Source organism: Arenibacter flavimaris, from assembly GCF_030291335.1.
In the GTDB taxonomy this organism is placed as follows: Bacteria; Bacteroidota; Bacteroidia; order Flavobacteriales; family Flavobacteriaceae; genus Arenibacter.
Map to the genome: position 1 here is coordinate 328,129 of NZ_JASWIM010000001.1, position 14,927 is coordinate 343,055.

9 protein-coding genes are annotated in these 14,927 nt (G+C 40.8%); 8 read left to right on the forward strand and 1 reads right to left on the reverse strand.

The window, feature by feature from the left end:
* The first annotated feature begins 134 nt into the window (after positions 1–134).
* The 6 genes from QSE00_RS01260 (at position 135) to QSE00_RS01285 (ending at position 9,211) form a co-directional block, all read left to right on the forward strand.
* Complete coding sequence (locus QSE00_RS01260; RefSeq protein WP_286104592.1) at positions 135–1,139, forward strand: Gfo/Idh/MocA family protein; 1,005 nt, start codon at positions 135–137, stop codon at positions 1,137–1,139.
* 27 nt (positions 1,140–1,166) lie between these two features.
* Entirely contained in the window at positions 1,167–1,811 is a 645-nt protein-coding gene (locus QSE00_RS01265; RefSeq protein ID WP_286104593.1) for an HAD family hydrolase, read from the forward strand.
* A gap of 596 nt (positions 1,812–2,407) precedes the next feature.
* Positions 2,408–5,383, forward strand: coding sequence for a PSD1 and planctomycete cytochrome C domain-containing protein (locus QSE00_RS01270; protein WP_286104594.1), 2,976 nt, complete (start codon positions 2,408–2,410; stop codon positions 5,381–5,383).
* Positions 5,383–6,828 carry a DUF1501 domain-containing protein gene (locus QSE00_RS01275; RefSeq protein ID WP_258364742.1) on the forward strand — a complete coding sequence of 482 codons (1,446 nt, stop codon included), beginning with the start codon at positions 5,383–5,385 and terminating at the stop codon, positions 6,826–6,828. Before QSE00_RS01270 ends, QSE00_RS01275 begins: the two co-directional genes overlap by 1 nt.
* 26 nt (positions 6,829–6,854) lie before the next feature.
* On the forward strand, positions 6,855–7,799 hold the full coding sequence (locus tag QSE00_RS01280; RefSeq protein WP_110354285.1) for a beta-propeller domain-containing protein: 945 nt from the start codon (positions 6,855–6,857) through the stop codon (positions 7,797–7,799).
* Positions 7,800–7,804: 5 nt separating this feature from the next.
* Complete coding sequence (locus tag QSE00_RS01285) at positions 7,805–9,211, forward strand: c-type cytochrome domain-containing protein (RefSeq protein ID WP_286104595.1); 1,407 nt, start codon at positions 7,805–7,807, stop codon at positions 9,209–9,211.
* A gap of 96 nt (positions 9,212–9,307) precedes the next feature.
* Here QSE00_RS01285 and QSE00_RS01290 read toward each other — a convergent pair whose 3' ends face one another.
* On the reverse strand, positions 9,308–9,889 hold the full coding sequence (locus QSE00_RS01290; RefSeq protein ID WP_110354288.1) for an RNA polymerase sigma factor: 582 nt from the start codon (positions 9,887–9,889) through the stop codon (positions 9,308–9,310).
* A 166-nt stretch (positions 9,890–10,055) separates the two neighbouring features.
* Between QSE00_RS01290 and QSE00_RS01295 the strand changes: the two genes are divergently transcribed.
* Together QSE00_RS01295 and QSE00_RS01300 are read left to right on the forward strand one after the other, a co-directional pair.
* On the forward strand, positions 10,056–11,189 hold the full coding sequence (locus QSE00_RS01295) for a FecR family protein (protein ID WP_286104596.1): 1,134 nt from the start codon (positions 10,056–10,058) through the stop codon (positions 11,187–11,189).
* 167 nt (positions 11,190–11,356) lie between these two features.
* Positions 11,357–14,857 carry a TonB-dependent receptor gene (locus QSE00_RS01300; protein WP_286104597.1) on the forward strand — a complete coding sequence of 1,167 codons (3,501 nt, stop codon included), beginning with the start codon at positions 11,357–11,359 and terminating at the stop codon, positions 14,855–14,857.
* The last annotated feature ends 70 nt before the right edge of the window (positions 14,858–14,927 follow it).

Consider the following 14,927-nt stretch of genomic DNA (forward strand, 5'->3'; position numbering starts at 1 on the left):
GCAATGGGCATAAACTTTTTTAAACATATCATACCGATATTATTTAAATAAGCTTATGTGAAACCGAAGTAGTTACAGCTGTTAGTGTATTTTGTAATTACTTCTTATTTAATCAATTATAAAATTTTATACAGATGAAAACCAGAATAGCCCTTATTGGTGCAGGATTTATATCGGATTATCACGCTCGTGGACTACAAACCTTAGCCGATGTTGAAATTGTGGCAGTAGTGTCCAAAAATCTTGAAAATGCCCAAAAGTTCGCCCTGAAGTACAATATAGAAGAGGCGTTTAATGATATTTCATCCCTTGTGAAAAGGGATGATCTGGATGCTGTAATTATAAGCACTCCCAATCAATTTCATGCACCCTATGCCATAGAATTTTTACAAAATGGCAAGGATGTGTTTTTAGAAAAACCTATGGGGATTAGTGGGGATGAAGGCAGGAAAATAGCGGAGGTGGCCAAAAAACATAACCAATTGGTGATGGTAGGGCATATGTGGCGTTTTGATACCGATACCCGTTATATCAGGGATACCGTGGATTCGGGAACCATAGGAAGAGTGTTTAAGACCAAAGGCTATGGAATACATGAAAATTGGGGCCCTTCCGGCTGGTTTACCAAAAAAGAATTGGCAGGGGGCGGTGCCTTGGCAGACATGGGGGTACATGCCATTGATGCCGTCAGGTATATTTTGGGCGATCCCAAACCAGCTAAGGTCTATGCCAGAATTTCAACGGAATTTGGAGATTACGATGTGGACGATACGGGTATTTTGGTCATTACTTGGGACAATGGTACTGAAAGTATAATAGAAAGTGGATGGTGGCATCCCCATATGGACGGACCGGAAGCAAGTACCAGCCTGTTCGGTACCAAGGGATATGCCAATCTGTTTCCTACATTTTTAAAAATGAAGGATGGGGAAGGTACGGTAACAACAGTGCCAGAGCTTCCTAAAAGGGAAGATCACTGCGACCAAATTATCTATACCCGTCAAATGGAGTATTTTGTGGATTGTATAAAAACTAGGCAACAACCGGTTCCTGGACTTGTGGAAGGACAAATGGTGCTGGACATTGTGGATGCGGCCTATAAATCGGCCAAGACGGGCCAGGTAGTTAATTTAATCTAGTACCCATAGTATTCAAAACTTTTAAAAATGGCGCTGAGTGAATTAAGGGATAATATTGAAAACATCATTTTTGACCTGGATGGTACCCTTTGGGACCCTATGCCAATGAGTATCAAGGCATGGCATACGGCCCTGAATGGTTTCGATTGTATTAAAAATCCTATTTCAGAGGAAGATATACAAGGAATTCTTGGAATGCAGCACGACTTGGTAGGAAAGAAACTGTTTCCATACCTTTCCAAAGAACAGCAAGACGAGGTCATGAACAGCTGTTATATACAGGAGGTGAACGACATAAAGAAATCTGGAGGAGTCCTGTACCAAGGATTGGAAGAAATTTTGAAGGTCTTGGAGAGTAAGTACGAACTGTATATTGTGAGTAATTGCCAGGCTGGATATATCGAGGCATTTTATGAATTTCATGGACTAGGGGACTATTTTAAGGATTTTGAATGTTCGGGCAATACAGGTTTGTCCAAGGCCGAAAATATAAAAATGGTCATTGAAAGAAATACACTGGCCAAACCCATATATATTGGGGACACTTTGGGGGATTATACCGCTGCCGAAGGGAACCGAATACCTTTTGTTTTTGCCACATACGGATTTGGCGATGTACCCAATCCCGATCATAGTATTAATAAAATTACAGATTTAAAGGGTTTGCTTTAATCCAAATATGGTTGGATGTACCTGTTGAATCCGCTTTAACCTTCCAACGTGTAGGGTGCGGTCACCATGATGGAACCCTCTATTGGGAGGGGTTGGGCAGGCAACGTTTTTATATAAGTTTCATCAGTTTTATTATGAGCAAGGACGTTGTATGCCCAATTAATGTGTTGGCTTAGCTAGTTGTGTGATTTCTCCCTAGCGGTCGAAATGACTAGCTTAGTCACTTGGACAGAGTCCCTTTTCAGGGACGAGGAGAAGTAGCTCAAAGGCACAGGGGAAAAGAGATAATCCAGTAGCTATAATGGGCGGACAATGACGACAGCAGGGGCTCCTTCCCTTGGATAAGGGAAGGTGGATCTTCCGCTGGCTGCGCAGGATACGGAAGGGATTGATAGCCCAGGTCTTTGGGAGGGGACAATAGATAAGGTATGGGTTTACGGCTCGAGATTTCAAACTCCCCTTTCTTTCCCCTCTTCGTTACAAGAGGGGAGCCATTAGCCTTTTTAGGGTACATTTAATATCTGCCCCTGCAATTTAAATAGTTGATTCTAATACTTTGGATCCGTATATTTGAATTTCCCTCTAAAATTTTGACAATGTTTTTTAGCAGAATAACGGTTCTGGTTTTAATTTGTACGCTGGGCAACTTATGTATTTCCTGTGACAGATCGCAACAGGTCTCCGAACCTCTGCCTAAAGTGGTGGATTTTAATTTTCATGTAAAGCCTATATTGGTACAGAATTGTTATTTGTGCCATGGTCCCGATCCAAGTAGCAGAAAGGCGGAATTGCGATTGGATACTTATGAGGGAGCCACCGCAGCCTTAAAAGAAGGAGGTCATGCCATTGTGCCAGGAAAGACGTCCAAAAGCCAATTGGTACAGCGGATTTATAATGAAGACCCAGCCATAGTAATGCCGCCACCGGAGACCAATCTAAAACTTACCGACAGGGAGAAGGCTCTTTTGAACAAGTGGATAGATCAGGGGGCCGAATGGAAAGATCATTGGTCTTTCATTAGACCTGAGACGAAAATTGCCTTATCGGATTCTAAGGCCATTGATTTTTTAATAGAAAAGAAACTGGATGAAAAAGGGTTGGAAAAAGTACCCCCTGCTACTAAAAACTCACTTATAAGAAGGGTATCCTATTTACTTACCGGCTTACCCCCTAACCCTAAAGAGGTTAAAAATTTTCTTTTGGATACGAGTAGTGTGTCATACGAAAAAATGGTGGATCGTTATTTAAATTCACCGGCCTACGGGGAAAGATGGGCAAGACATTGGATGGATTTGGTGAGGTATGCAGAAACAAAGGGTCACGAGTTTGATTATGCCATAACAGGTGCGTGGAAATATAGGGACTACTTGATCAGGGCTTTTAATGAAGATGTGCCCTACGATCAATTTTTAAAGGAACACATAGCAGGGGATTTATTGCAAACGACTAGGGAAAATAAGGAAACTGGAGTTTCGGAATCTAGGCTGGGCACTACCTTTTATGTTATGGGTGAAGGCACCCATAGTCCAGTGGATGTACGCCAGGATGAGGCAGATCGTATTGATAATATGATCGACGTTACTACCAAGACTTTTCAGGGGTTGACGGTTTCCTGTGCAAAATGTCACGACCATAAATTTGACCCCATAACTGCGGCGGATTATTATGCCCTATATGGGGTAATGGAAAGTACCAGGTTTTCCCCCGTCCCTGCCGATCTAAGTAAAGATAAAAAGTTGGCCGCCCAGGAAATAGAAAATCTGAATTCCTACATGCGGAAGTTGGTGGCCGGAAAATGGGACAGGGCCAAAAACAGCTATATTAATACTGAATATGCCCAGAACACAACGATAAATACCAGTGCAATGTCCTATACTGTCATTGGCGATTTTAGAGGCCGGGACTTTGATGGTTGGACGAGTGATGGCTTTGCTTTTGGGCAGAAGTCGACCCTAGGGAATCCCATCGTGGATCCGGCCACAGGAAAATTGCTTGGCTTGGACGAAGGTAAAGCTTCTAGCAGGTCAATGGGGATGGGTATTTTTGGGGCTTTACGATCCCCCAATTTTATTTTGGAAAAAGACTTTATAGGAGTTAGGGCACTTGGTAAAAACAGTAGTATCAGAATTATAATAGACAATTTTCAATTGATCCAGAATCCAATTTATGGTGGAATGGACCAAAGGGTGAATACAGAGGAATGGAATAATTTTATATTTAATGTACGGGCTTGGAAGGGTAGAAAAGCATACATTGAAATTTTACCCGGAACCCATGACCGCCACAGGTATAATTTGACGGAGGATGCTTTTATTGAAGCTCAATACGCAGTGACTTATGACGGGGAATGGCCGTTGGATTTGGAAAAGAATATTACAAAACAACCATCACAGGATAATTGGGCGTCCCTGGAGGTATCTCCCTTCAAGGTATTAAGGATTAATGATGATTTGAAGAAGGGAAAGTTGACTTCTAATTTTCCTGAACTGAAAGCGGTTGTAGATAGTAGCCGGCTATTGGCCAAAAGTCTAAAAAACGTATCCTTTGTTAATGGGATATACGATGGTTACGGGATAAATAGTCCTATTTTTAATAGAGGTAACTATAAGGAGCCCTCGGAAGAACATGTTCCTAGAAGATTTTTATCGGTATTGTCTTTGGGCGATTCTGTGTTTAAATCCGAAGGAAGTGGCCGTTTGGAGCTGGCAGAGGTAATGTTGGACAAGGATAATCCATTGACTTCCCGCGTAATGGTGAACCGGATTTGGCACCATCTGTTCGGTAAGGGTATTGTAGAGACCGTTGATAATTTTGGTCTACAGGGAAAATTACCTTCACACCCGGAACTGTTGGATTACCTTGCTGTTAAGTTTCAACAAGAAGGATGGTCCGTTAAAAAATTGATTAGGGCCATTGTTACCTCAGAGACTTTTACGAGAAGTACTGAGAGAAGTGATGCGCTTGCAAATACGGATCCCAACAATATTTATTTGGCCTCTTTTCCGGTAAGAAGATTGGAGGCAGAAGCCATTCGAGATGGAATATTGGCTGTTTCCGAAAGCTTGGATTCCACTATGTACGGAACTCCTGTGCCCACCCATTTAACGGCGTTTATGCAGGGACGGGGTAGGCCGGGGAAATCGGGGCCCATAGATGGGGAAGGGAGAAGGAGCATATATTTGGAGGTAAGGAGAAATTTCTTGGAGCCTATGATGACGACCTTCGATCGACCTATTCCCTTTAGTACTTTTGGCAGAAGGAACGTCACCAATGTGCCTTCGCAATCCTTGATTTTAATGAACGATCCATTGGTTGCACAACAGGCCGAAATTATGGCGGGGAAATTGATGGAAAAGGGGCTGGCCAATTTTGAGGAAAAAGTACAGTGGATCTATATGCAGGCTTTTTCTCGACTGGCAAGCAGGGAGGAGTTAAAAAAAGCCTCCGATTTTTTTGGGATGTTGCAGGAGATGGAAGAAAAAATGGATGGTAAGGAAAAACCAGAAATGGAACTATGGAAAGAGTATTGCCATAGCATTTTTAATTTAAAAGAATTTATATATCTTATTTAATGGGCCATCATCACAATACTAAACCAAGAGTTATTTCCCGTCGGGAAATGTTGGGACTATCAGCTGGGGGCTTCGGTTCATTGGCATTAATGAGTTTATTCGGCACTATGTCATTGGGCTGCAAAAGATCCGGATCTCATGAAACAACTTCCAATCTTTATTTGGGACCACATTATTTGCCCAAGGCGAAAAATGTTATCTTTCTCTATATGGATGGGGGTGTATCACAAGTAGATTCCTTTGACCCCAAACCCCGATTAGCCAAGGAGAATGGGGAGGATCCAAGAAAGAAATTTAAGGTAGATGCCACCCAGTTCGACAATGTGGGCAAGATATTAAAAAGCCCTTGGGATTTTAAACAATATGGAGAATGTGGTATGCCTGTGAGCGATCTGTTTCCACATATTGCTACCTGCGTAGACGACATTGCTTTAATTAGATCTATGGTTTCCAATTTCCCTGAACATACCAATGCCAATTATTTCTTACATACCGGCAGTGGTTTGCAGGGACGTCCAAGTATGGGAGCTTGGATGAACTATGGCCTGGGAAGTGAGAACAAGAATATTCCAGGTTACGTGGTCTTGGACGGAGGTCTAATTCCCCCAGGTGGATTGGATAATTTTAAGAATGGATTCTTACCTGCTTCGTACCAAGCCTCTGTTTTTAAGGCAGGTCCGGAACCTGTGGCAAATATCAATCCTAGGGAAAGCATCAATAACCTTCAAGAGGAAAAACTACAGTTTATAAAGCAAATGGACGATAGCTTGATTGGAAAGATAGGAGAAGCCGATGCAGTGGAATCTGCTATTTCCAATTATGAACTAGCCTATAAAATGCAATCTTCCATTCCTGAGCTCACCGAGTTCAAAGAGGAGACGGAAGCTACCAAAAAATTATATGGCATGGATTCCGATGACCCACATCTTAGGGGATATGCCTCCCAATGTATTTTGGCCCGTAGGTTGATAGAACGTGGCGTTAGATTTGTAGAACTTACATGCCCCAATGTTGGAGCCGATAGGTGGGATCAGCACAGCAACTTAAAAGTAGGCCATGAAAGAAATGCCCATGCGGTAGACCAGCCCATAGCCGGACTTCTTAAAGATCTTAAATCAAGAGGATTGTTAGAGGAAACATTGGTAGTCTGGACGGGAGAGTTTGGCCGTACCCCTTTTGCACAGGGGTCTGATGGGCGCGACCATAATCCGTCCGCTTTCAGTATGTGGATGGCTGGAGCAGGAGTAAAGGGAGGAACTATTTTTGGCAAGACCGATGAATATGGTTATCGGGTAATAGAAAACGCAGTTACAGTGCATGACCTACATGCTACCATTATGCATTTGCTGGGATTGGACCACAAACAATTGACCTTTCGTTTTGGTGGCCGTGATATGAGGTTGACCGATGTTCACGGTAACGTAGTAAAGGATATATTGACCTAAATGAAGTTATAATTGGATTTGTACATATGAATATTTTTAGCAAGGGAATACTGTGTTTAATGATTTCGCCACTATTTTTGGCAGGTCAGGCTACTGTACATACACCCCAACACCAGTCAATAAATGAAAATGAAATTAAGCATTCATTTTTTATAGCGGGACCAAATTTTACTGGGATTATCGGTGAAAATGGAGAGGAAATCTGGGATTCCGGGAAAAAGAGTGCTAGGGATGGCTATGTCTTAGGCAATGGCAATATCCTTATTTGTTGGGCAGATGAAGTACGTGAGTACAACAAGAAAAAAAAGGTGATCTTTACCTATACCAGAGCGGAGAAATCCATGGAATTGGGAACCGCGCTGCGTTTATCCAATGGCAATACCATGATTACCGAATCCGGATCGGATCCAAGAATAATAGAGGTTAATAAAAAGGGTAAAGTGGTAAATAGCGTACCACTTAAACCCGAAACGGATAATGTACATATGCAGACTAGAATGGCCAGGAAATTATCCAATGGCAATTATTTAGTGCCTCATTTATTGGCCTTTGCCGTTAAGGAATACCAACCTGATGGGAAAGTGGTAAATGTCTTTAATACAGATTTGGAAGATTTGGGCGGAAGGGAAGCTGAAAATTGGCCTTTTACAGCCATTCGCTTGGATAATGGAAATACCCTGGTTACATTGACCCATGGGAACAAGGTGGTGGAGTTTGATTCCAATGGCAAGGTAGTCTGGAAAGTAACCAATTCCGATTTACAAGAAGCACCTTTTGTTGACCCTTGCGGGGCACAAAGATTACCCAATGGCAATACAGTGATTGCGAGTTATGGGGCTCAAAAAGGAATTAAATTATTTGAGTTGGCACCGGATAAGTCTATGGTTTGGAATTACAAAGGACATAGGGTACATCATTTTCAAATATTGACCACTAATGGAAGGCCCATAAATGGTACTCCACTTAAATAGTATAAATGGGATTTATCTTCTTGCTGAATGGGGGTATTTTGGATAGCCCACCAGATGTTGTTTTGTTTTTTGGACGGTTTCATCCTGTAGTTGTGCATCTCCCCATAGGTTTTCTAATCATGGCCATTATGGCGCAACTGGCTACATACTGGCCTAAATTTAGGCCTTTGGGAATTTATCTTCCGTTGATGTGGCTTATGGGAGCATTTAGTGCATTCTTAGCTGTGATTTTTGGTTATTTCCTGTCCCTAAGTGGTGGTTATGATGAGGATACCCTTTTCTGGCATCAGTGGGGGGGGATTGCCGTAATGTTATTGTCCTTTGGATGTTACTTTATCAATAAGAAATGGAGTAATTCACTCTCCATTCCAAAATGGATAATGGTCTCTATGGTTGGGCTTTTACTATTGTTAACTGGGCACTTGGGTGGGAACCTGACCCATGGTTCTACCTATTTATTGGAATATGCACCCAACCCAGTTAGGAATCTGGCCGGATTGCCTTCCAAGGTGGAGCCTCGTGAAAAAGTCACGGTATTGGATTCTGCAGATGTGTTTCTTGATTTGGTGCTGCCAATGATGCAATCTAAATGTGTTGGCTGCCATAACGAGGGAAAAAATAAGGGAGGTCTTGTGCTTACCTCTTATGTGAAAATGATGGTGGGAGGTGAAAGTGAAAATACCATTGTCCCAGGTGATGCCTTGGAGAGTGAACTGGTTAGAAGAATTACCCTCCCATCGGAACACGACGATTTTATGCCATCTGAAGGAAAGTTACCGCTTACGGATCAGGAAGTAGTACTCATAAAATGGTGGATTAAAATAGGAGCCCCGCAGAATGGTTTTGTAACCGAATTGGATACGGAAAACGCAGTAAGTTCTTTGGTGAGTAATTATTTAGGGTTGGATAAGAACAATCTTTTCAATAAAAAGGTTTCCCCGCCCAATCGCTCTATCGTTGATTCCTTGGTTCGTCATGGTTTTGTAATCAATCCTTTGATGAAGGACAATTATTTTTTGGAGGCCAATTTTAGTTTAAGTGAATATGATCTTAAAGCTTCCGATATGGACAGCCTATTGGAATTGAAGGAGCATTTGGTTTGGCTTAACCTAGGCAATTCGCAGGTGAAAGACGCATACCTGGAAAAAATAGGATTGTTGCAAAATCTGGTAAAGTTGGACCTTAGGGGTAATGAAATAACCGATAAGGGGATAAAACACTTATCTAAATTGGAGAATTTGGAATCGCTTAACCTTTATGGGACAAAAGTTTCCAAAGGTGTCCTGGACCTTGTGCCTAAATTATCCAGATTAAAGAAATTATACCTCTGGCAGTCCGAAGTATCCAATGAAACCATAACGCTATTAAAAGATCAAAACCCCGGTCTCACCGTAATTTTTGAGCGGGAGTGAAATTTAATAATAATTATATATTGTTATCATAAGGGTAATAATGGGGAAGTGAACAAATTACGTCTGGTAAAGTAGTTGGGAAATACCATATTTTCATCAGTTATACATAATGATATTGGTATGGGGCCATGTTAAAAATAAGATGAGGTCGTTACCGTTTTTGGCCTCCCTTATTTTTATGAAGGCTATGCGCATTTGTGATTCTACAGTTTTAATGGATATTCCTTTGATTGATGCTATTTCCTTGTATTTAAACCCGTACATTTTATTCAGAATGATGATTTCCCTGCACTTAGGGGGTAAGGATTCAATTATTTTTTTCATTCTTTTGACACGTCTTTCCATAGCTTCGGAATCTTCTTCAATGCAGTTTGTTAGTGCTTGCTCCCAAACATCCCTTAGAATTTTTTCCTGTTTTTTAGTCTTCTTAACAGTATCAATATATCGATTATAAGCTATGGCATATAGGTAGTTTTTTGGGCATTTGGTTTCATCCAATTTGCTTTTGTTGTTCCAAAAATCAATAAATGCCTCTTGTACAATGTCTTCAGACTGTATCCTGTTCTGTGTGTAAGTGGTAATATAGGCCAAAAGGCGATCGTAGTAGGCATTAAAGAGATACCTAAATGCGCCCCTGTCCCCATTTTTTAAAGCAATTACCGCATTATTTTCGTTCATTTCGCCCTGTGGTAAAATATTAGTATTTAGCCTATTTCGGTGCGAATATCAAAAAAAAAAACATTTTTTTTAAGGGTTTTGTAAATATTGATAGTATTAATTGGGTAAAGCATACCTCGGCCTAACTGAACCGTTTTATTATGTGCCAAAAAATTGGAGGAATTAAATGAAGAAAAAAATTTCCAAACTTCTTGTCGGAACTATTACTGAAAAGGAGGTTGATCAACTTCGGGATTGGGTGAATGATCCCAACAATAAATCCATTCTGGAGGCCTACGTTCGCGATTATCACGATTTAAACCTTATTTCACTCAAAAGTAATATTGACGAGGCTTATAACAAGGTGATCAAGGAAATCGAAACTAGGGAGAAGCCCACAAGAAAGCTTGGGGTCATTTGGATGAAGTACGCTGCCGTAATCGCTATAATACTTGGTGTTGGATATTTATTCGAGTATAATTCTTTTTTCTTGACAAAGGAAGCTGTAGTTGTGCCCAAGAACGAATCTATAACCCTTGAAATAGGGAATGGCACTGTTCAATCTATAGATATTAATGCTACAGCAGAGGTAAAAACTGTGGATGGCAATGTTGTGGGAATCCAAAAGCAGGATCAAATTAGTTATACCAATTTGGACCACGCCAAAAATTTAGTGTACAACACAATCAATATTCCCAATGGGAAATCCTTTAAATTATTACTTGCTGATGGGACTTTGGTGTTCCTAAATGCCGGTAGTTCCCTTAGGTATCCTGTAAATTTCTCCACTGATGGTGATAGGGAGGTCTTTTTAACAGGAGAGGCCTATTTTAATGTTAAAAGGGATATGGAAAGACCGTTTATTGTTAATGTCGATGGGCTGGATGTAAAAGTATTGGGAACGGAATTTAATATCTCTGCCTATCATGAGGACCTGAATATTGAGGTAGTCCTTGTCCATGGACAGGTAAGCCTAAAGAAGGAGGAGAGACCCGATCACGGTGCTGTGGACCTCACCCCGGGCCAAAAAGGGTCCTTCCATTTTGCTTCCGAGAATATAAGTGTTGAAGAGGTAAATACGTCCTTGTACACCTATTGGATGCAGGGCCATTTGGTCTTTAGGGAGCTCACTTTCGATAAAATATTAAAAAAACTGGAACGCCATTATAATGTGGAAATCATCAATTTGAACAAAGAATTGGGGAATGAGGTATTCAATGCAAGTTTTGAGAAGGTAGATATAGGAGAAGTTCTTGGATACTTTAATGAAACCCACAAGATTGAATATAGTATAGTAGATAATAAAGTAATTATAAAATAGTAACAATAGAGAATCAACCTAAAATCAAATATCAATGCCTATGAAGTAAAATTATAAATCCCGGCACTTTTATATAAAACAAAAAACCGGAAAATGTTAGAGCATTTCCCGGCATTCATATGTGATCGTGCCATTATTAGCCAACCACTATAAAAACAATTAAAATTATGAAAAAACTTTTTAACCGACTTAGGTTGGGATTGACTTTGTTGAAATTCGACTTAAGAATGAAACTCACCGCATTATTATTAATTACTGCATTCTTGGGATTACACGCTAATGATAGCTATGCCCAAAAGACCAAAGTAAGTTTGGATGTAGAGAATACAGCTATCAAAGAGGTTATAGATAATATTGAGTTTAGTACGAAGTTCAAGTTTGTATATAAAACCAGACATGTGGACCTTCAACGAAAAGTGTCTTTGAAAATTACCAAAGGCCATATAGATCGAGTGCTAAAATTAATGTTTGGGAATACAAACACTTCTTACAAACTTCGGGGGACACAAATTATATTGTGGCAAGATTCCACGAAAAGTGTTCCCGAGGAACAACCGAAAGCAAATACTATTGTTCCATTACAAGAACAACTTACAGGACAGATTTCAGATTTGGATGGGAATGTTCTGCCTGGAGCCACCGTTATTATAGAAGGAACATCTGCAGGGGTTATAGCGGATTTTGACGGAAGATATTCCATTGCCGTAAAGCCAGATCAAATGCTCGCCTTCTCCTATATTGGAATGGAAACGCAATTGATTAAATATGTAGGGCAAAAAACATTGGATGTTTTTTTGGAATCTAAGTTGGATGAATTGGAAGAGGTAACCGTAGTGGCTTTTGGCAAGCAAAAGAAAGAAAGTGTTATTGCTTCGGTTTCCACAATAAATCCAAGCGAATTAAAAATACCGAGTAGCAATTTAACTACCGCCTTGGCGGGTCGTATGGCCGGTATAATCTCTTACCAAAGAAGTGGGGAGCCCGGTCGTGACAATGCCGAATTTTTTATCCGGGGGGTTACTACATTTGGATATAAAAAGTCGCCCCTAATACTAATCGATGGGATTGAACTGACCGCCACGGATTTGGCGCGATTGCAACCAGATGATATTGCCAGTTTTTCCATTATGAAGGATGCCACGGCCACGGCCCTATATGGAGCAAGGGGTGCCAATGGTGTTATTTTGGTAAATACCAAAGAAGGAAAAGAAGGCCCTGCCAAGTTGAATTTTAGGTATGAGAGGACCTTGTCCACCCCCACAAGGGCCTTGGAATTGGCAGACCCGGTTACTTATATGAAATTGCACAACGAAGCCATTAGGACAAGGGATCCATTGGGGGGGCGTGCCTATTCCTTGGAAAAAATAAGACAAACGGAGCAGCTAAACAGAAATGAAATGGTATATCCTGCCGTAGACTGGTTCGATGAAATGTTCGAGGAAAGTACGTTTAATGATCGCTTTAATTTTAACGTTAGTGGTGGAGGTAAGATAGCTCGTTACTATCTGGCTGCAACATTAAATACGGACAATGGAATTCTTAAGGTCGATAAGCGAAACAACTTTAATAATAATGTCAATGTTAAAAATGTTTCCCTACGCTCCAATGTAAATATAGATATTACCAGGACCACGGAGGTAGGGGTTCGGTTCAGTGCAAATTTTGATGATTACAATGGTCCGATCGATGGGGGCGAAACCTTATTTAGAAAGGCTTTGCAAACCAATCCGGTACTTTATCCAAAGTACTACGAACCGGATGCGCAATATGCCAATACACAACATATTCTTTTTGGTAATGACGGACAAAATGGTGATTACCTGAATGCCTATGCCGATATGGTTAGGGGCTACAAAGAAGAGAATAGAAGTAAAATACTGGCTTCAGTGGAAATCAAACAGGATTTGGAATTTATAACCGAGGGCCTGTCCGCCCGCGCTATGGGGAATACTACCCGCGAATCCTTCTTCAATGTTAGTCGTGGCTATAGGCCTTTTTATTACAGTCTAGCGAGTTATGATGCACAAATAGACGAATATTCATTATTTGCCTTGAACCCAAATGACGGATCGGAATTCTTGGAATACGATGAAGGTAATAAGGACGTAGCTACTGCCTTCTATGCGGAAGCAGCCATAAACTATAACCGGACCTTTAATCAGAAACACACCACAACAGCAATGTTGGTAGGGATTATGAGGGAACAGAAAATTGCCAACGCAGGAAATCTACAAAAATCTTTGCCCTATAGAAATATGGGTGTTTCCGGAAGGCTTACCTATGCTTATGATAGTCGGTTGTTTACGGAATTTAATTTCGGATATAATGGTTCCGAACGTTTTGCAAAGCAAGAACGATATGGGTTTTTCCCATCAATGGGTCTAGGATGGGTCGTCTCCAATGAAAAGGCATGGAAATCTGTCAAAGAGGTGGTCAATAAACTAAAACTAAAGGCTACCTATGGCCTAGTGGGGAACGATGCCATAGGAAATGAAAATGACAGGTTCTTCTATATCTCACAAGTGAATATGAACGATGGAGGTAGGGGCGTAAGTTTTGGTCAGGACTATTTTTACCAACGAAATGGGATAAGCATAAATAGATATAGCAATAACCAGATTTCTTGGGAAACAGCCAAAATGACAAATATTGGATTTGAATTGGGATTGTTCAACAAGTTGGATTTTCAATGGGATTATTTTAGGGAAAAGAGGACCAATGTACTTATGGACCGTTCCCAAGTGCCATCCTCTATGGGTCTCCAAGCACCCTTAAGGGCCAACATCGGGGAAGCCTCTTCGGATGGTTTTGAAGGAACCCTGGATTATCAGGAAAGCTTTGCAAATGGGCTTTGGCTTTCCGCAAGGGGCAATTTCACCTATGCTACCAGTAAGTTCGATGTTTATGAAGAACTTGATTATGTTGGGGCCGGCCTTCCTTGGAAATCGAGGATAGGAAACTCCCTAAATCAACCATATGGGTATATAGCGGAAAGATTATTCGTAGATGAGGCGGATATAGTAAATTCTCCTTTTCAAACTTTTGGCGAATATATGCCAGGCGACATTAAATACAAGGATATTAATGAAGATGGGGTGATAGATAGCAATGATGAGGTGCCAATTGGATTTCCCGATTCACCTGAAATTATTTATGGTTTTGGAGCATCTGTAGGATATAAGAATGTGGATTTTTCTTTCTTCTTTCAGGGTTCTGCGCGTTCTTCCTTCTTTATAGACGGTTACAAAACAGCACCTTTTATAGATATAAACGATTCCAATAACCAAGATTCCAATTGGAACTCCAAAAATGGAAACAATGCCTTGTTGCAGGTTTGGGCAGACGACCATTGGTCGGAAGACGATAGGGATATTTATGCAGCATGGCCAAGATTGTCAGATCAGGTGGTGGACAACAATAATAGAAGAAGTACCTGGTTTCTTAAAAATGGCGATTTTTTAAGGCTGAAGTCGGTAGAACTGGGTTATACCTTTAATAAGGACACCTTTATTTCGAAAGCTAAAATTGCATCCATGAGGATATATTTAAGTGGGACCAACTTGTTGACCTTTAGCCATTTTAAACTTTGGGATGTGGAAATGGGCGGAAATGGATTGGGATATCCCATTCAAAAAGTATTTAACCTAGGGGTCAATTTAAATTTCTAAACAAATATTATGACATCTGCCGCAACTGTTTGGAGATTATCACCAATGGATTTGGCAAACTTCGCCTGTG